Origin of the sequence: Bradyrhizobium sp. WBOS08 (assembly GCF_024585125.1) — a bacterium.
Classification (GTDB): Bacteria; Pseudomonadota; Alphaproteobacteria; order Rhizobiales; family Xanthobacteraceae; genus Bradyrhizobium; species Bradyrhizobium japonicum_B.
Map to the genome: position 1 here is coordinate 5,706,133 of NZ_CP028988.1, position 16,554 is coordinate 5,722,686.

Annotated in this window: 16 protein-coding genes; 3 read left to right on the forward strand and 13 right to left on the reverse strand. The window is 66.4% G+C overall.

The annotated features are described in order from the left end of the window. Positions 1–63: 63 nt before the first annotated feature. The 4 genes from DCM80_RS26875 to DCM80_RS26890 all read right to left on the reverse strand — a co-directional run bounded on the left by DCM80_RS26875 (position 64) and on the right by DCM80_RS26890 (position 4,605). Positions 64–819 (reverse strand): hypothetical protein, encoded by a 756-nt coding sequence (locus DCM80_RS26875; RefSeq protein WP_257194464.1) that lies wholly within the window; start codon positions 817–819, stop codon positions 64–66. Between the two features lie 218 nt (positions 820–1,037). Beyond that, positions 1,038–3,287 carry a CHASE3 domain-containing protein gene (locus DCM80_RS26880; RefSeq protein WP_257194465.1) on the reverse strand — a complete coding sequence of 750 codons (2,250 nt, stop codon included), beginning with the start codon at positions 3,285–3,287 and terminating at the stop codon, positions 1,038–1,040. After that, positions 3,284–3,700, reverse strand: a complete 417-nt coding sequence (locus DCM80_RS26885; protein ID WP_257194466.1) for a response regulator — start codon at positions 3,698–3,700, stop codon at positions 3,284–3,286. The genes DCM80_RS26880 and DCM80_RS26885 overlap by 4 nt, the downstream gene beginning before the upstream one ends. A 245-nt stretch (positions 3,701–3,945) precedes the next feature. Then, positions 3,946–4,605 (reverse strand): BA14K family protein, encoded by a 660-nt coding sequence (locus DCM80_RS26890; protein WP_257194467.1) that lies wholly within the window; start codon positions 4,603–4,605, stop codon positions 3,946–3,948. Positions 4,606–4,847: 242 nt separating this feature from the next. Between DCM80_RS26890 and DCM80_RS26895 the strand changes: the two genes are divergently transcribed. After that, positions 4,848–5,255, forward strand: coding sequence for an NADH:ubiquinone oxidoreductase subunit NDUFA12 (locus DCM80_RS26895; RefSeq protein ID WP_028136688.1), 408 nt, complete (start codon positions 4,848–4,850; stop codon positions 5,253–5,255). Positions 5,256–5,741: 486 nt separating this feature from the next. Here the strand turns inward: DCM80_RS26895 and DCM80_RS26900 are convergent, their stop codons facing one another. Beyond that, positions 5,742–6,428: a DJ-1/PfpI family protein gene (locus DCM80_RS26900; protein WP_257194468.1), complete on the reverse strand. Its 687-nt coding sequence runs from the start codon at positions 6,426–6,428 to the stop codon at positions 5,742–5,744. Positions 6,429–6,522: 94 nt separating this feature from the next. On the opposite strand from DCM80_RS26900, the gene DCM80_RS26905 reads away from it, so the two are divergent. Continuing rightward, on the forward strand, positions 6,523–7,461 hold the full coding sequence (locus tag DCM80_RS26905; RefSeq protein WP_257194469.1) for a GlxA family transcriptional regulator: 939 nt from the start codon (positions 6,523–6,525) through the stop codon (positions 7,459–7,461). A 62-nt stretch (positions 7,462–7,523) separates the two neighbouring features. Here DCM80_RS26905 and DCM80_RS26910 read toward each other — a convergent pair whose 3' ends face one another. The 3 genes from DCM80_RS26910 to DCM80_RS26920 all read right to left on the reverse strand — a co-directional run bounded on the left by DCM80_RS26910 (position 7,524) and on the right by DCM80_RS26920 (position 9,871). Next, a complete protein-coding gene (locus DCM80_RS26910) occupies positions 7,524–7,778 on the reverse strand; it encodes a PepSY domain-containing protein (protein WP_257194470.1) in 255 nt (84 codons plus the stop codon). A gap of 124 nt (positions 7,779–7,902) precedes the next feature. Beyond that, positions 7,903–8,910, reverse strand: coding sequence for a Na+-dependent transporter (locus DCM80_RS26915; RefSeq protein ID WP_257194471.1), 1,008 nt, complete (start codon positions 8,908–8,910; stop codon positions 7,903–7,905). A gap of 13 nt (positions 8,911–8,923) precedes the next feature. Continuing rightward, positions 8,924–9,871: an alpha/beta hydrolase gene (locus DCM80_RS26920; protein WP_257194472.1), complete on the reverse strand. Its 948-nt coding sequence runs from the start codon at positions 9,869–9,871 to the stop codon at positions 8,924–8,926. A gap of 203 nt (positions 9,872–10,074) precedes the next feature. On the opposite strand from DCM80_RS26920, the gene DCM80_RS26925 reads away from it, so the two are divergent. Continuing rightward, a complete protein-coding gene (locus DCM80_RS26925) occupies positions 10,075–11,100 on the forward strand; it encodes a DUF2155 domain-containing protein (protein WP_257194473.1) in 1,026 nt (341 codons plus the stop codon). 167 nt (positions 11,101–11,267) lie between these two features. Here DCM80_RS26925 and aat read toward each other — a convergent pair whose 3' ends face one another. The 5 genes from aat to accC all read right to left on the reverse strand — a co-directional run bounded on the left by aat (position 11,268) and on the right by accC (position 16,536). Further along, positions 11,268–11,948 (reverse strand): leucyl/phenylalanyl-tRNA--protein transferase, encoded by a 681-nt coding sequence (gene aat / locus DCM80_RS26930; protein WP_028136681.1) that lies wholly within the window; start codon positions 11,946–11,948, stop codon positions 11,268–11,270. A gap of 60 nt (positions 11,949–12,008) precedes the next feature. Further along, positions 12,009–13,112 (reverse strand): sensor histidine kinase, encoded by a 1,104-nt coding sequence (locus DCM80_RS26935; protein ID WP_257194474.1) that lies wholly within the window; start codon positions 13,110–13,112, stop codon positions 12,009–12,011. Then, on the reverse strand, positions 13,109–13,549 hold the full coding sequence (locus tag DCM80_RS26940; protein WP_028136679.1) for a response regulator: 441 nt from the start codon (positions 13,547–13,549) through the stop codon (positions 13,109–13,111). The genes DCM80_RS26935 and DCM80_RS26940 overlap by 4 nt, the downstream gene beginning before the upstream one ends. Then, complete coding sequence (locus DCM80_RS26945) at positions 13,546–15,072, reverse strand: CHASE3 domain-containing protein (RefSeq protein WP_257194475.1); 1,527 nt, start codon at positions 15,070–15,072, stop codon at positions 13,546–13,548. The genes DCM80_RS26940 and DCM80_RS26945 overlap by 4 nt, the downstream gene beginning before the upstream one ends. Positions 15,073–15,177: 105 nt before the next feature. After that, complete coding sequence (gene accC, locus DCM80_RS26950) at positions 15,178–16,536, reverse strand: acetyl-CoA carboxylase biotin carboxylase subunit (protein ID WP_257194476.1); 1,359 nt, start codon at positions 16,534–16,536, stop codon at positions 15,178–15,180. Positions 16,537–16,554 lie beyond the last annotated feature (18 nt).

Consider the following 16,554-nt stretch of genomic DNA (forward strand, 5'->3'; position numbering starts at 1 on the left):
CTTTGGCAATTGCCCGAGCATGATCTTGTCGGAAAACCGATACGCACTTTTCCGGATCATGCTTTAGTCGGCACGACCGCCTTCGGCGAACGTCGCCACGCTGATCGAGCGTTTGATCCTGCCGATGTCGACCTTCGCGGCCGCCTTCAGGGAAAGCTGCGCCAGCCCCGTGGCCTTATTGATCTCTGTCCAGCCGAGGATGCTTTGTTGGGGGGCGTGGATGTCGACGAAGGTCCCGAATGACGGCTCAAGGTAAATCCTCACCGCGCCGTTGACGAGGGTCGGAGAAGAATAGCCTGTGAGCACGACAGTTGGAGCCGCCGGCTGCGCTGCGCCCGGTGCTCCCCCGCCGAGTGCCTTCGGTACGAACCGCACGCCGATGACGATATCATTTCCGGTTGCCCTGGCGGCGCCTGCAATACGTCCCAGGATCAGCGCATTGCCGTCGACGACCGCGTCGTCCAACGCTTCTCCCATGACGCGGGCGCTGCCGCGCACATATGCCCGGCCGTAAACGCGCCCCGTGACTTGAGCGTGTTCGCTTACGACGGCGGAATCGAAGACCTGTCCGTTGATCCGGCAATCGCCGCTGACGGATGCCTGGCCAAAAACCTGGCCATACACCTGCGCGTTATCCGTTATCCTGGCGTCTCCAAAGGCTTCCGAGTCATTGTGAAGCCAGCAAGTTCCGCTTTGGCTCAAGTTCGCTTCGTTCTGCACGTAGCCGCCGCGCGTGCCGTCGCTGCGAACGATGCGTGAGAGGAGAACGCCGTTACGGTTGCGTCTATCGGTGAGGTCCAGAGAATATTTGGACTGCATGACAAAACCCCATGTTCATGTGAATATTTGTCAAACTGGATCGCAATGTGGAGCGCGCGGATTTATGTGGCGCATGGCATCACGCCTTGCGCGCCTCCGACAACTTTAACGAGAATTGCGCATTTGTGAAGTCGATAGTTGGGGCGCCGGGTTCATGCTTTTGGGCGACCGCCAAAGTGGCCGGCGTCGATCCTGCGTGCCAGCGATCATCCAGACGATCAGACTTGTCCGCTGCCCAGCGCCTTCCGGATCATCTCCGCGAGCTGGTTGCGCCGGTAGGGCTTGGTCAGCAGCATCACGCCGTCGTCGAGCTTGCCGTGATGGACGATGGCGTTGTCGGTGTAGCCGGAGGTGTAGAGCACCTTCACACCCGGCCGCAGCTTGGCCACCTCGTCGGCGAGCTCGCGCCCGCTCATGCCGCCGGGGATGACGACGTCGGTGAAGAGCAGGTCGAAGGTCTGGCCGGCCGCGATCAGGTCCAGCGCGGCCTTGCCGTCGGGCGCGGCGATGGTCTTGTAGCCGAGGCCAGTGAGCTGCGCGGTGACGAAATTGCGCACCAGCGGATCGTCCTCGACGACGAAGATGGTCTCGGCGCCGCCCTCGGCCGGCGGCGCGGCGGTGACCGCGACCTCCGCCGTGCCTTCGCCCGGCGGCAGATAGAGCTTGATCGTGGTGCCGTGGCCTTCCTCGCTGTAGATCTTGATGTGGCCGCCGGACTGCTTGACGAAGCCGTAGACCATCGAGAGGCCGAGGCCGGATCCCTTGCCGACCTCCTTGGTGGTGAAGAATGGCTCGAACGCCTTCAGCTGGATGTCGGGCGACATGCCGGTGCCGGTGTCGCTGACCGCGAGCATGATGTAGGGGCCGGCGGTCACGTCCGCATGGGCCTGCGCATAGGCCTCGTCCAGCACGACGCGGTGGGTCTCCAGCAGCAGCTTGCCGCCGTTCGGCATGGCGTCGCGCGCGTTGATGGCCATGTTGAGCACGGCATTGGTGAGCCGGGACGGATCGATATGCGCGGTCATCGGCCCCTGTTCCAGCACGGTCTCGATCTGGATCTGCTCGCCGAGGGTGGGGCGCAGCAGCTTGGCGATGTCCGCGATCGCGGCGTTGATCTCGACGTTGCGCGGCTGCAGCGGCTGCCGGCGCGCAAAGGCGAGCAGATGCTGGATCAGCTCGGCGCAGCGCTCGGCCGCATCGTCGATCAGCCGCGCCACGCGCTGCAGCTCGGGCTGCTGCTTCAGGCTTTCCACCAGCGTCTCGGTGTTGCCGGAGATCACGGTCAGCATGTTGTTGAAGTCGTGCGCGACGCCGCCGGTCAGCTTGCCGATCGCGTCCAGCTTCTGCGACTGGTACAGCTGCCGCTCGGTCTCGCGCGACATGGTGGCGTCGTGATAGACCAGCACCGCGCCGGAGATCTCGCCGTGCCCGTCCAGCATGGGCCGGCCGCTGACCATGAGATGACGGGGCGCATTGCCGCTGTGCGGCCGGACGATCATCTCGAGGTCCTCGAACTTCTCGCCCCGCAGCACGCGCACCGAAGGCAGCTCGTCGGCCTGCATCGGCGTCACGCCGTCGCCATGGAGGACGTCCGACAGGGTCCGCAGATTGCGCAGGTTCATGCCGGTGCGATGCAGCAGCATGCGCTCAGCGGCCGGATTGGACAGCAGCACGTTGCCGTCGGCATCGATCACCAGCACCGCCTCCGCCATGCTGTCGAACGTGCTTTGCAGCACGTTGACCGACAGGCGCAGCTCGTCATGCGCGGTGACCAGATGCTCGGTACGCTCGGCCACCGCCGCTTCGAGCGCCTGCTTGGCAGCTTGCGTCTGTTCGAGCGAGGTCTGGAGCTGGCCCGTGGCGCGCCGGCTCTCGCGCATCACCAAAGCGACCAGCAGCAGGATCAGCACGGCGCCCGCGACATCGATGCCGAGCAGCACGACGCCCGTGCGGCGCGAATCCTGGGAGCGCGCGGCGAGCAGGCGTTCCTCCTCCGCGCTCAATCGGTCGAGGTTGCCCATCACCGTGTCCATGAGACCGCGGCCCTCGGCCCTGCCGTTGAGCGCGGCAATGCCGGCCTGGTCGTTCGCCGCGCGCAGCCGCATCGCCTCGGCCGCGATCTCGACCCGGCGCAGCGCCAGCGGTTCGGTGCCCTCCAGCAGCGCGAACTGATCGGGATTGTCGCGCACGCCGCGCTTGAGGTCCGCCAGCGCCGGCGCGATCTGGGCCTGCACCGCCTGGAACTCGGCGCTAAAGCCCGGGGTGCGGTAGAGCTCGTAGCCGCGCGCGGCGCTCTCGGCGCGGCGCAACAGCACGCGCAGATCGGAGATCTTCTTCTGGACCTGAACCGTCTGATTGACCCAGGCCGCATCCGAGCGGGATTTGACGTCGAGGGCGATCGAGGCCGCGGTGATGATCAGGAGGATGGCAAGTCCGGCACCCAGAATGACGCGCTGCGTTGGAATCAAGGGGCTTCTTTCTTGTCCTTCTGCTGCGCGCTCTCGCTTGCGAGGCATTCCCGGATCGTGGTCAGCAACGCGTCCGGCGTGAACGGTTTGCGCAGGCAGCGCGTCGCGCCAAGCTCCAGCGCCATGCGGAGGAAATCGGGAGAGGGCGAGGCGGATGACGCGAAGGCGTAGCCGGACATCGCGATCAGCGGAGTTGCCGGTGCGCGCTCGTGAAAGATGCGGATCGACTCGAAGCCGCGCATGTGCGGCATGAAGATGTCGACCAGCATCACGTCGAAGGTCTGCGTTTCCAGCGCAGCCAGTCCAGTTTCACCACCGTCGGTCAGCGTGACGTCGAAGCCCTGACGTTGGAGGAGGACCTCGATGGTCGCGCCGACCATCGGATCGTCATCAACCACGAGAATACGCGGCATGACACTTCCCAGTAGATCGAAGTCCCCACTGGGATTGGTGATATCCGCGAATCGTGTGCCGGGTCAATTTTGGATTGGGTCCAGGTAGATATGCACGGTGCGATGCATACAGGTCCATTTACATGCAATTGTACACATCAGCGCCGGCGATGGGGTCGCTGGAGGCGACATCACGAAGATGTGCCCGGTGCACGGAAAAGGCGTCGCAGCGCTGCGACGCCTTCCGTTACGCGAGGCTCGAGTGGTTACGGGCAGGGATGCCGTCGGCCGTCATAACCGAGATAGGTGCCCGAAGCCGGGTCATATGACTTGAAGCGCTGCGCACAATAGGCTGAGGAATCGCCGCCGCCAGGGACCACCGCGACCGTCGGTTCGTCATAATAGCTGTCGTAGTAATAGGGGTCGCTGTAATAGCCATAGTTGCTGCCGTAATAGGCGTATGAGCCCAGGCCGCCAATCGCCGCGCCAGCCGCGAAGCCCGGCCAGAAGCCGCCGCGACGGTGGTGATGATGGTGCCGTCCTCCGCTCCAATGACTACCGCCGCTCCAGCTGCCGCCGCGGTTTTGCCAGGTGCCGCCGTTGGCGGCTGCGAAGTTGCGGGCTGCGCCACCGGTGAAGGACGTGCCGCCGCTTGGACGAACCGCTGCACCGGCCGCGAAACTGTCGCCGCCTGAACGTGCCGCGGCACCTGCAGCGAAACTGCCGCCACCGCCGTGCATCGCGGCGCCGCCGCCCATCCGGGCTCCGCCGCCACCGCCGCCGATATGCGCTCCGCCGCCGCCACCGCCGACATGTACGCCGGCACCGCCGGCACCTGCGGCGCGATCTTGGGCGAAGCCCGGTGTGGTCATGGGTAGAATGAGCGCCAGCGTCGCGGCTGCGCTCAAAACTCTCAGATTGTTCATGGTAAACTCCTTTCCCGGAAAGCAAACCCTATGAAGGAGCAGTGGTTCCTGGGATCACGCCGGTTTGCGCGTGAAGGGAGCCTCGCGCGCGGCCGCTGTACCCGGCATGAACGGATCGCGTCCGATTTGCGGCCATGCCCTGGGTCGCGGCTGCGCACGCGCCCAGGCAGCACCGCGCCGCCGAACTGGACATTTCGCCGGCCGGATGGCATCAGGGCCCGACGAAGCAGGGCCCTTGCCGCATGAAACAATTCTTCCTCAAGTTCTTCACCTGGTGGAACGGCCAGACTTTTGGCACCCAACTCTGGACCAAAAGGTACGGGGAGCTGGTCGGCCAGGACGAGCAGGGCAATCTCTACTATCGCACCCGCGGCGGGGCGATCGATCCGACTCTGGGCTTCGAGCGGCGCTGGGTGGTCTATAACGGCTATGCCGAAGCGAGCCGGATCCCGCCGTCCTGGCACGGCTGGATTCATCACGTCGTCGATGTGCCGCCGACCGAGGCCAATTACCAGCCGCGCGAGTGGGAGAAGCCGCACCAGCCGAATCTCACCGGCACGGCCAAGGCCTATCGTCCCTCAGGATCGACCCTCGCCAGCGGCAAGCGTCCGAAGGCGACCGGCGACTATCAGCCCTGGACCCCTGGCTAGTCCTTCAGCCCGCGATCTTCATCGTTCAATTGGATGCACCCGCATCCGCCTCCCGCCGCTGTGGACAACGGGAACAGCGGGGATGGCGTTTGCGTGGACGTTGCAGCCGCGCCAGCGATGCGGCTCAATGAGCCCATCTTACGGAGATGGGAGACCATTGCGTTCGGTTCGGGCAACAGTTCGCGACTGTCCCGAGATGCAGCGGCCGCCGAGTAGGACTCGATCGGGAGATAGGCCCCCGGTCTGGAAGCTCCGACATCGCCCGATGTGAATGTGCAGCCGCCGTAAGACAGGAAAGGCCGCTTGGGAAACCGAGCGGCCTTTTTCTTTGAGGAGATCTCGTGCCCCGGACGCAGCGCAGCGTCTCTTCGACGGTGCGCTGCAGAGCCGGGGCCTGTGTTGCCGCAGACAGTGTGGCTTGCTGGGTCCCGGCTCTGCGCAGCAGCGCTACGCGCTGCGGCGCGTCCATGGGGGCATCGACGCGCGCTACGCGACCCGCTCGGCGGCGCGCTTCACTGCCTCCAGCCGCCGCGCGTGGTTTTGCGCGCCGCGCTCGCGGAGCAGGGTCATCACTTCGGCCGGCGCCGTGTCGGGCGAGCCGGAATTGAACGGCGGAGCCGGGTTGTATTCCATCTGGAGCTGGATCGCTTGCGCGGTGGTGCGATCGACCAGGATCGACACCAGCGTCAGCGCGAAATCGATGCCGGCGGTGACGCCGCCGCCGGTGATGCGGTTGCGGTCGATGCAGACGCGCGTCTTTGTTGGCGTCGCGCCGAACTGGCCGAGCATCTCCATCGCGCTCCAATGGGTCGCGGCGCGGTAGCCCTTGAGCAGGCCGGCAGCGCCGAGCGCCAGCGATCCCGTGCAGACGGAGGTGACGTATTTTGCGCCCTCGGCCTGCCGGCGCAGGAAGTCGAGCACCTCGTCATCGTCCAGCAAGTCGTTGGTGCCGCCGCCGCCGGGCACGCAGATCACGTCGAGCTGCGGGCAGTCGGCGAATGTCGTGGTCGGCGTCAGCGTCAGCACGGAATCGCTCGGCACCGGCTCGATCCGCTTCCAGATCAAGTGCAGCTTTGCGCCGGGCACCATGGAAAACACCTGCAAGGGGCCGGTGAAGTCGAGCTGGGTCACGCGCGGGAATATCAGAAGTCCGATCTGGAACGGGGACGACATTGGCGGATCCTCCAAAGATGAGCTTGACGGGCGAAGATTGGCATGCTGCCTTTGTGTCCGAAATGGCATAATTCCCACTATTTCGGACAGAGCTATGATCGGCCTCCTGATCTTCCCGGATTTCCAGCTGCTCGATGCGGCCGGCCCGATCTCGGTGTTCGAGGTCGCGGCACGCTGCGCCGGCAAGCCGCTGGCGCTGCGGGTGCTGGCGCTGAATGCGGGAGCGGTGCGAAGCTCGTCAGGCGTCGAGATGATGGCGCGCGATTTCAAGTCGGCGAATGCGATCACCACGCTGGTGATCGCGGGCGGCGTCGGCGTTGCGGATGCCGCGCGCTGCGAGGCCACACGGGCCTTCGTGCAGCGGCTGGCGCGGCGCGGCGTGCGGGTCGCGAGCGTCTGCTCGGGCGCCTATGTGCTGGCTGAAGCAGGCCTGCTCGACGGCCGCCGCGCCACCACGCATTGGGGGCGCACGCGCGACTTCGTCGCGCGCTATCCGAAGGTGAAGTTCGAGCCCGACCAGATATTCACCCGCGACGGCAATGTCTGGACCTCGGCCGGCATCACCGCGGGCATCGACCTCGCGCTCGCGATGGTCACCGAGGACCATGGCGAGGAGGTCGCGCGGGCCGCCGCGCGGCAGCTCGTGCTCTATCATCGCCGCAGCGGCGGCCAGTCGCAGTTTTCCTCGCTGCTGGAGCTGAAGGCGCCGAACGGCCGCTTCGGCGCGCTGTTGTCCTGGGCGCGTGAAAATCTCGACGCGCCGCTGACGGTGGAGGATCTCGCCGACCGCGCCGGCATGAGCGCACGGCATTTTGCCCGCGCCTTCGCCGCCGAGACCGGCACGACGCCATCCAAGGCGATCGAGCGGCTTCGGCTCGAGGTCGCGCGCGAGCGCGTGCAGTCCTCGCGCGAGGGCATCGAGCTCGTCGCGGAGGCGACCGGCTTTCGCGACCCCGAGCGCATGCGCCGCGCCTTCATCCGTGCCTTCGGTCAGCCGCCGCAGGCGCTGCGGCGTGCGGCGCGGGCGGGCTAGGGCGTGTGCTCTCGAACTCGGGCGCCCCGCGGAGTCGCGACGTCCACATCGAGCAGAGATGCCTAGCGATCCGGCTTTTCGCTCACGATAACGCCGGACTTGGGATCGGCATGGAATTCCATCTTCTGTCCGTTCTTGACGCCTTCGCCCTCCCATCGGCCGTCGTCGGCTTCAAGCTTGGTCACCTGCGAATAGCCGGATTCCATGACCTTGGCCTTGACCTGCTCCATCGGCATCCAGTCAGGCCCGGGTTGATCTGCTCTTGCTGCCGAGGCCATGGCGAGCGAGCCGAGAACCAGGATTGTGGCAAACCTCATCGCGAACCTCCTTGCGGTGCGAGGCTTCAACGGGATCGCCGAATTGAGGTTCCTCGACTGCGTCGGTGCAAATGAGGGAACGGCCGTGGCTCACTTCGACATCCCAGAATTGACGAGGGCATCCCTATGGGGTGCCATTTGCCGGCACGCGGCGGGATGAATCTGCGCGCGCGGTCAGGCGCCGTGCGATCGGCATCAGGATGTACGGCGCAAGATGAATGGGAAACTGCGTCAGGGCGAAATAGAGCCAGGTCGTTGGCGGCAGCACCCCGGCGGTAGCTGCCAGCATCAGGCCGAGATTGCGCTGTGACACCATCAGTCCCAGTGCCAGCGCGCGCTCGGTGCCGACGCGGCGGAACAGCAGCGTGGTGATGGCGAGCAGGGCGAAGTAGATCGCGAAGGACAGGGCTGCGAGGCTGATGGTGAGAAGCGGCTGTGCCAGAAAGTCGCTCACGACGTCGCCCATGATCGCCGCGGCGAAGATGAAGAGGATGATGATGTTGAGACCGTCGATCGGCGTCTTGTGACGCTGGATCGCCTCCGCGCCGAAGATCCACCGGATGGCTGTCGCGGCCAGCAGCGATGCGGCGAGGATGCCCAGCAGTTTCAGGCCGAGTGTGAGCGGCGTGATGCTGAGCATGTCGCCGAGGAAGAGGCCGGCGAACAGCGAGGCCGTGAAGGGCACCAGCGCGGTCGAGGTCACCAGCGTGATCAGCACGAGCGTGGCATCGAGCCCCATCAGCGCGGCGAGGGCCGGCGAGGCCATCATCGGCGAGGCCATGCTCTGCAGCATCAATGCGAGCGACAGCCCGGGCGCGCGAGCCGTGAGGCCGGTTGCATGCGCGATTAGGCCGACGATCAGCGGCACCCCGATCGTGGTCCAGGCCGTGGCGGTCGCAACCAGCGCCGGTCGGCGCAGATGGCTGTAGAGCGCGGCCAGATCGACCCGCATGAAGGAGATGCAGAGTAGGCAGAGGATCGCCTCGGTGAGATAAGGACGCAGCAATGCGCCGAGCGGCGGCACCGCGGCTGCGATGAACACGATGGCGGCGACCCCGCGCGTGCCCTGGTTGCCCAGCCAGGTCAGGACGCGCAGCGGCAGGGCGGCGATGGTTTGGAGCGGAGAAGCCATGCGGAACGGCGTTTCAGCCCAATCCCTTCAACCACGCGCCGATCTCGCCGACGGCAACATTGGCCTCTCGCAACAGCTTGCCCATGGTGAAGAAGCCGTGGAATTGGCCGGGATAGTGCCTGGTCGTCACGGGCACGCCGGCCTGCTTCAGCCGCACGGCATATTCGTTGCCTTCATCGCGCAAGGGATCGGCGCCGGCGGTCAGCACATAGGCCGGCGGCAGGCCGGCCAGGCTTGGCGCACGCGCAGGCGAAGCGCGCCAGTCGTGGATGTCGGCGGCGCCGTTGAGATAATGGTCGCGAAACCAGCGGATCACCGAATGCGTCAGCAGCACGCTGGTCTCGGGCTCGCTGTGGGAGCCGTGCGTCATGGCGAAATCGGTGGCGGGATAGATCAGCACCTGGCCCGCGAGTGCAGGGCCGCCAGCGTCGCGCGCGGCGAGCGCGACGACTGCGGTGAGATTGCCGCCGGCGCTGTCGCCCCCGATCGAGAGGCGTGAAGCGTCGATGCCGAGCTCGCGCGCGTTGGCGGCAATCCATTGGGTCGCGGCCACCGCGTCCTCGGTGGCGGCGGGAAATTTGTGCTCGGGCGCGAGGCGGTAGTCGACCGAGATCACGATCAGCGCGCCTTCGACCGCGAGCTGACGGCAGACGACGTCGTGGGAGTCGAGGTCGCCGATCACCCAGCCGCCGCCGCGGAAGAACACCAGGGCCGGCGACAGGCCGTCGTGCCGGCGCGGCTCCTTGGGAACATAGAGACGGGCGGGAATCGTACCGTGCGGGGCTGGGATCGAGAGCGAGGCGACGCGGGCAAGCTCGGGGGCGTCAGGATTGGTGGCAAAGCGCGCCTGCGAATAATAAGCGCGGGCCTCCGGCGCGGTCAGGGTCTCGTAGGCCGGGCGGCCGGCGTCCTGGAAAGCCCTGTAGACGGCGGCGGCATCGGGATCGAGCACAACGGGCATGGGGCGACCTCGGGGTTTCCGGTCTGGTTGGACGTCGTTTGGGGGGCGATGCCGGCCCCGCGCCCCTGGGAGGGGCTGATTGACTATCCCATTCGGGACCCGGTCTGGCCAGATGGGGCCGGGAAGGGCAGGGATGCCGCCCTTCCCCCGCCGTATTCGCCGTGTTAACCGGATGGCCTGCGAGCGGCGGTAACCCCTATAGAATGTCCAACAAGCCCGATTCGCTGTTGAAGCCGCGCGAGATGTTTCGAACCATTACCCTGACAGGTCTTGCGGCGCTTTTGGCCGCCACCGCGCTGACGGTTGCGACGCCGGCTCAGGCGCAAATCGGCACGATCTTTTCCGATCCGCCGCCGCTGCGGCCGCCCGGCACCATTCCGCGCGGCCAGCCGCAGCCGCAGCAGATCCCCGACGATGACGAGGAGGTGCCGGAGCTGCCGCCGCAGGGCCGCGTGCTGCCGTCGCGCCCGATGCCGCCGCCGCCGGGCCGGCAGGGGAACGTGATGCCGGGGCCGGTCGAGACCCAGCCGCTGGCGCCGCCGCCAGGCTCCACTGTGGCTCCGCCGAACCAGCCGCCCTCCGCGGCGATCGCGCCGCCCGGTGTGCCGGGCGCGCCCGGTCGTCAGCCGCAGCAGAAGGGCGCTCCGGGCGCCGTGCCGCAGACCCCGGCAAGTCTGCAGCCGGGTGACGAGGTCGTGACCGAGCCACCGGCGCAGAAGATCGTGAACAAGAAGGCGACCTTCTCCGGCCTCGACAAGATCACCGGCCGCATCATCAATTTCGACGAGGAGATCGGCGAGACCGTTCAGTTCGGCGCGCTCAGGGTCAAGACCGACGCCTGCTACACGCGGCCGGCGACGGAGGCCACCAACACCGATGCCTTCGTCGAGGTCGACGAGATCACCTTGCAGGGGGAGGTAAAGCGCATCTTCTCCGGCTGGATGTACGCGGCAAGCCCGGGCCTGCACGGCGTCGAGCATCCGATCTACGACATCTGGCTTACCGACTGCAAAGAGCCGCAGCAGACCATTGCGACGGCGGCGCCGGATCCGGCGGCCAAGCCGCCGCCGCCACCGCCGCCCGCACAGAAGAAGGCTGCGCCGAAGCAGGTGCAGCAGCGTCCGCCGCAACCTCTGCCGCCGATCCAGCAGCAGCAACCGGCGCCCCCGCCGCCCCCGCCGCCGGAGCAGCGGCCGGGTCTGTTCGGTATTCCCGGGTTTGGCCGCTAGGCCATGGTTCACCTCTCCCCGTCGGGGAGGTCGATTTGCGCAGTAAAGCGGGTGAGGGGCCTTGGCACTTTGGTTGGACCGTAACCCCTCACCCGGACCGCATCTTCGATGCGCTCCGACCTCTCCCGTCGGGAGAGGTGAAGCATCAGCGCTTAGCTGATCGGGTCCTATTGCCTTGAAGCGATGATCTCGAGTGCGCGCGCGCCCGGGATGGCCTCGCCGGGTGAGAGCCTGAGGAAATCGCCGGGCTCGCCGGCCAGCGCCTTGTCGAGCAGCGCGGTGTAGCGCCGCCGCGAGATCTCGACCGCGCCAAAGCTCTTCAGATGCTCGGTGACGTATTGGGTGTCGAGCAGCTCGAAGCCGCCGTGAATGAGCCGCGCGACCAGATGCACCAGCGCGACCTTCGAGGCGTCGCGCGCGGTGTGAAACATGCTCTCGCCGAAGAAGGCCCGCCCCAGGCTGACGCCGTACAGCCCGCCGACGAGATCATCGCCCTGCCAGGCTTCGACGCTGTGGCAATGGCCGAGCTGGTACAGGCCGCCATAGAGGTCGCGGATGCGCTTGTTGATCCAGGTGTCCTCGCGCCCGGCCTGCGGCGCGGCGCAGCCCGCGATCGTTGCCTTGAACGCGGTGTTGACGGTCACGCGAAACACGTCCGAGCGCACCGTGCGCGCAAGCCGCGAGGCGACGCGAAATCCGTCGAGCGGGATGACGCCGCGAAATTCCGGCTCGACCCAGAACAGGGTCGGATCGTCGGCGCTTTCCGCCATCGGGAAGATGCCGCAGGCGTAAGCGCGCAGCAGCACGGCCGGGGTGATTTCAGACGGAGCGGAGTCGCGCGAAGTCATGGTTCGCGATGATAGCAGGATCGGGAGGCCGTTGCGATGGGCCGCAACGGCAGCGCGAGGTCAGCCGACGGCAGCGGTGCTGGTCTTGCCCGGGCTTGCGGGCACGCGAGCGAACTTCAGCACGACCCGGGTTCCGGAATGCGCGGGATCGCGCTCGACCGAGGCGTCGAGCTTGGCGGCCATGGCCGCGACGATGCGCTGGCCCATGCCGGTGGAGCGCGGATCGGCCTTGACGGCGTCGCCGACGCCGTTGTCGGCGATCGACAGCAAGAGATCGTCGCCTTGCGCGGTCAGATCGACATGGATCGGGCCGGCGCCGTCGGGATAGGCGTATTTCACGGCGTTCATCACCAGCTCGTTGACGATGATGCCGACGGCAACCGCGCGGTCCGGATCGATCTCGATCGGCTCGGCCTTCAGCGTCAGGCGCGACATCCGGTTACCTTCGGCCGAGCGGCGGAGATCCTCGAGCAGGGACTCCAGATACTGGTTCAGCACCACGCTCTTGAGGTCCTGCGAGGTGTAGAGGCGCCGGTGCACTTGCGCGACCGCGGCGACACGGCCCATCGCGTTGGTCAGCGCTGCCTTGACCTCGTCCTGCGCGGCCGAGCTTGCCTGGAGGTGCAGCAGAGAGGCGATGATCTGGAGCGAGTTGCCGACGCGGTGATTGACCTCGCGCAGCAGCAGCTCGCGTTCGGCGGCAAGAGCTGCGTAGCGGTCGCGCGAGGCATGGATCTCGGCTTCGGCTTCCTCTCGCGCCTTCTGCAATTCGGCCTGGCGCAGCGCGCCCTCGGCCGCGACGTGGAGCAGGGGGATGAAATCGCCGGTGACGTCCTTGACGAGATAATCGGACGCGCCGGCCTTCAGCGCGGTGACGGCGATGCTGGAATCCTGCGAGGCCGTGACGAACACGACGGGCGGAGCGTCCGGGATCGCCATGATCTGCTCGAGCGTCTCCAGCCCGTCGAGACCCGGCATGTACTGGTCGAGCGCGACCACGTCGATGCCGCCCTCGGCACGAGCGCGGCGGATGCGCTCCAGGCCTTCCTCGCCGCTCGCGGCATGGACGACCCTGTAGCCGCGCCGCGTCAGGCCGCGTTCGACCAGGTGCGCCAGCGCACGGTCGTCGTCGATGTAGAGCAGGGTTGGCGTGCGCTGGTTCATGGGGCGGCGGGCGGGACCTGGATGACCGAGAAGAACAGGCCGAGCTGCCGGATGGCATTGGCGAAATTCTCGTAGTTGACGGGCTTGGTGATGTACACGTTGCAGCCGAGCTCGTAGCAGCGCTTGATTTCCTGGGAATCGTCGGTGGTGGTCAGGACCACCACGGGCGACGCCTTCAGATATTTGTTTTCCTTGATCTGCCTCAGGATGTCGATCCCGGTCATGTCGGGCAGGTTGAGATCGAGCAGGATCAGCAGCGCGTTGCCCTTCTGGACGAGGCCGCTGCCGTCGGCGCCGAACAGGTGCTGCATCGCATCGGTGCCGTTGGTGAAGGAGACGATCTCGTTGTTGACGCCCGAGCGGCGGATGTTGCGCTCGATCAGGCGGGCGTGTCCCTCGTCGTCCTCGATCATGATGATGGTGACAGGCTGGGTCATCGATCTCTGTTCCGGTTGTTCACGTTCCAGGCGATCGGCAGCGTGATCGTGAAGGTGCTGCCCGCGTTCAGTTCCGATGATACCGACATGGTGCCGCCGAGGCGACGCACAAGTGCACGCACATGCGCAAGACCAATGCCCTGGCCGGGCTTGTCCTGGGTTCCGGCGCGGCGGAACAGGTCGAATATCCGCTGGTGATCCTTCGGGTCGATCCCCCGGCCGTTGTCGCTGATCTCGAAGATAGCGTACCCGAGCTTGGTCCGCCCGCGAATTCTAATCTCTCCGGGCACGCCGCGCTTGAGATATTTGATGGCATTGTCGATCAGATTGGAGAAAATCTGCTCGAGCGCGAGCCGGTCGCTCACGACATTCGGCAGCGGCTCGACATGAATCTGGGCCTGCGCCTCGTCCGCCTGGTGGGCCAGCGTGGTCACAATGGCCTCGATCAGCTCGCGTGTGTCGATCTTGACCGGCTGGAATTCGCGGCGGCCCTCGCGGGTGAGGTTGAGGATCGCCGAGATCAGCCGGTCCATCTTGGCGATCGAAGACTTGATGAAGCCGAGCGCTTCGGAGAAGTCCTCGGATAGCTGCTTGTCGGCGCCTTCGAGCGCGATCTCGCCAGGGCCGGCGGGCGCCAGCGGCGCACCGTCGGCAGAGACATGGGCGAGGCTGCCGATGCGGCGGAAGATGTCGCCGCCGAGCTCTTCCAGCTCGCTGGTGAAGCCCATGATGTTGACGAGCGGCGAGCGCAGGTCGTGGCTGACGATATAGGCGAAGCGCTGGATCTCGTCATTGGCTTCGCGCAGGTCCGCCGTGCGCTCGTCGACGATGGATTCCAGATTGACGTTGGCGTCGCGCAGGCGCGCTTCGGCCTCGTCACGGGCGCGGGCCGAGCGCCGCACCAGCCAGGTCGAGATCATGGCCAGCAGCACGACGAGGCCGGAGCCGATGCCGGTCATCGATGCGGCCAGGGTCTGGCTGCGGTCGGAGTTGGCGGTGCGGAGCCGAAACAGCCGCTCCTCCTCGCGGATCATCGCGTTGGCCTGGTTGGTGATCGTGGTCGTGGTGTTGCCGCGGGCGGCCTCGCGGACGAGCTCCGTGGCGCGGTCGAGCTGCCCCTGCTTGACGAAGCTCATCTCCCGCGAAAACTGGTCGAGCCGGGTCTCGATGGCCGCGCTCAGCTTCTCGATGCTGTCGCGTTGCGCCGGATTGTCGCCGATCTGGCGCGTGAGCTTGTCGAGCGCCGGAATGATCGCGGCGACGGCTTTCTCGTGATCCGACTGGAAATCCGCGCCTTGCGTCAGGAGAAAGCCGCGGGCGCTGCTCTCGGCACGGCGGATCTCGAGCAACAGGGCATTGATCTGGCTCTGCGCCTCGATGGTGTGGAGCACCCATTTGCTGTCTTCCCGCGCCTCGTTGACGAGGTAGACCGAGCCGGCGCTGATCACGGTCAGCACCAGAAGACCCGCCGCGATCAGCAGGATCTGCCAAAAAGCCCGCCGTCGTTGCGCCTCGGCCGTCACGACGGCCTCACTCTGTCACGTCTCGCGGAAGTCAAAACGCCCCCTTGGAACTGTCCCCGCGTCCAGAACGCAATCGGGGCCAAAGGGTTCCATGGCGAAAGTGGTTTATCGCGGGGCAGGTTCCACCTGGCCGGCCAGATACTGCTCCAGCCAGTGGATGTGGTAGTCGCCGTTGATGATGTCGCCTTCGCGCACCAAAGCCCTAAACAGCGGCAGCGTGGTTTCGATGCCTTCCACCACCATCTCGTCCAGCGCCCGCCGGAGCCGCATCAGGCACTCGGCGCGGGTCTTGCCGTGCACGATCAGCTTGCCGACCAGGGAATCGTAATAGGGCGGGATCGTGTAGCCCTGGTAGACGGCGGAATCGATCCGCACCCCCAGGCCGCCCGGGGGATGGTATTGCAGGATGCGGCCGGGCGAGGGACGGAAGGTCTGGGGATTCTCGGCGTTGATGCGGCACTCGATGGCGTGGCCGATGACCTGGACCTCGTCCTGCTTGGCCGGCAGGTCACCGCCGGCAGCGATGCGGATCTGCTCCAGCACGAGGTCGATGTCGGTGATGCTCTCGGTGACGGGATGCTCGACCTGGATTCGGGTGTTCATCTCGATGAAGTAGAATTCGCCGTCCTCGAACAGGAATTCGATGGTGCCGACGCCGAGATATTTCATCTCGCGCATTGCCTTGGCGCAGGTCTCGCCGATCTTGGCGCGCGCTGCGGCGGCGAGCACGGGCGAGGGGCCTTCCTCCCAGACCTTCTGGTGGCGGCGCTGCAGCGAGCAGTCGCGCTCGCCGAGATGGATCGCGCCGCCGCGGCCGTCGCCGAGGATCTGGATTTCGATGTGGCGCGGCTTCTGGAGGTATTTCTCCAGGTAGACCGAGGCATCGCCGAAGGCGGATTTGGCCTCGTTGGCCGCCGTCGACAGCGCCACCTGCAGATCTGCCTCGCTGTGGGCGACCTTCATGCCGCGGCCGCCGCCGCCGGCCGCCGCCTTCACAAGCACGGGAAAGCCGATCTCCCGAGCGATGGCCAGGGCGTCGTCGTCGGGGCCGACGGCGCCGTCTGAGCCGGGAACCACGGGAATGCCGAGCCTCTTGGCGGTCTTCTTGGCCTCGATCTTGTCGCCCATCAGGCGGATATGCTCGGCCTTGGGGCCGATGAAATGCAGATTGTGCTCGGCGAGGATCTCCGCGAAGCGCGCATTCTCCGACAGGAAGCCGTAGCCGGGATGCACGGCATCGGCGCCGGTGATCTCACAGGCCGCGAGCAGCGCGGGGACGTTGAGATAGCTGTCCTTGGACGCCGGCGGGCCGATGCAGACGCTCTCGTCCGACAGGCGCACATGCATGGCGTCGGCGTCGGCGGTGGAGTGTACGGCGACGGTCGCGATGCCGAGCTCCTTGCACGCCCTGAGGATGCGAAGGGCGATCTCGCCGCGATTGGCTATGAGGATCTTGTCGAACATGTTGCCTCAGGGGCGAAT

What these genes read in the sequence shown, in the direction of transcription:
- DCM80_RS26875 (WP_257194464.1), bottom strand. Translation starts at nt 819, where the DNA reads ATGCAGTCCAAATATTCTCTGGACCTCACCGATAGACGCAACCGTAAC.
- DCM80_RS26885 (WP_257194466.1), bottom strand. Translation starts at nt 3,700, where the DNA reads ATGCCGCGTATTCTCGTGGTTGATGACGATCCGATGGTCGGCGCGACC.
- DCM80_RS26890 (WP_257194467.1), bottom strand. Translation starts at nt 4,605, where the DNA reads ATGAACAATCTGAGAGTTTTGAGCGCAGCCGCGACGCTGGCGCTCATT.
- DCM80_RS26895 (WP_028136688.1), top strand. Translation starts at nt 4,848, where the DNA reads ATGAAACAATTCTTCCTCAAGTTCTTCACCTGGTGGAACGGCCAGACT.
- DCM80_RS26900 (WP_257194468.1), bottom strand. Translation starts at nt 6,428, where the DNA reads ATGTCGTCCCCGTTCCAGATCGGACTTCTGATATTCCCGCGCGTGACC.
- DCM80_RS26905 (WP_257194469.1), top strand. Translation starts at nt 6,523, where the DNA reads ATGATCGGCCTCCTGATCTTCCCGGATTTCCAGCTGCTCGATGCGGCC.
- DCM80_RS26910 (WP_257194470.1), bottom strand. Translation starts at nt 7,778, where the DNA reads ATGAGGTTTGCCACAATCCTGGTTCTCGGCTCGCTCGCCATGGCCTCG.
- DCM80_RS26915 (WP_257194471.1), bottom strand. Translation starts at nt 8,910, where the DNA reads ATGGCTTCTCCGCTCCAAACCATCGCCGCCCTGCCGCTGCGCGTCCTG.
- DCM80_RS26920 (WP_257194472.1), bottom strand. Translation starts at nt 9,871, where the DNA reads ATGCCCGTTGTGCTCGATCCCGATGCCGCCGCCGTCTACAGGGCTTTC.
- DCM80_RS26925 (WP_257194473.1), top strand. Translation starts at nt 10,075, where the DNA reads ATGTCCAACAAGCCCGATTCGCTGTTGAAGCCGCGCGAGATGTTTCGA.
- aat (WP_028136681.1), bottom strand. Translation starts at nt 11,948, where the DNA reads ATGACTTCGCGCGACTCCGCTCCGTCTGAAATCACCCCGGCCGTGCTG.
- DCM80_RS26935 (WP_257194474.1), bottom strand. Translation starts at nt 13,112, where the DNA reads ATGAACCAGCGCACGCCAACCCTGCTCTACATCGACGACGACCGTGCG.
- DCM80_RS26940 (WP_028136679.1), bottom strand. Translation starts at nt 13,549, where the DNA reads ATGACCCAGCCTGTCACCATCATCATGATCGAGGACGACGAGGGACAC.
- accC (WP_257194476.1), bottom strand. Translation starts at nt 16,536, where the DNA reads ATGTTCGACAAGATCCTCATAGCCAATCGCGGCGAGATCGCCCTTCGC.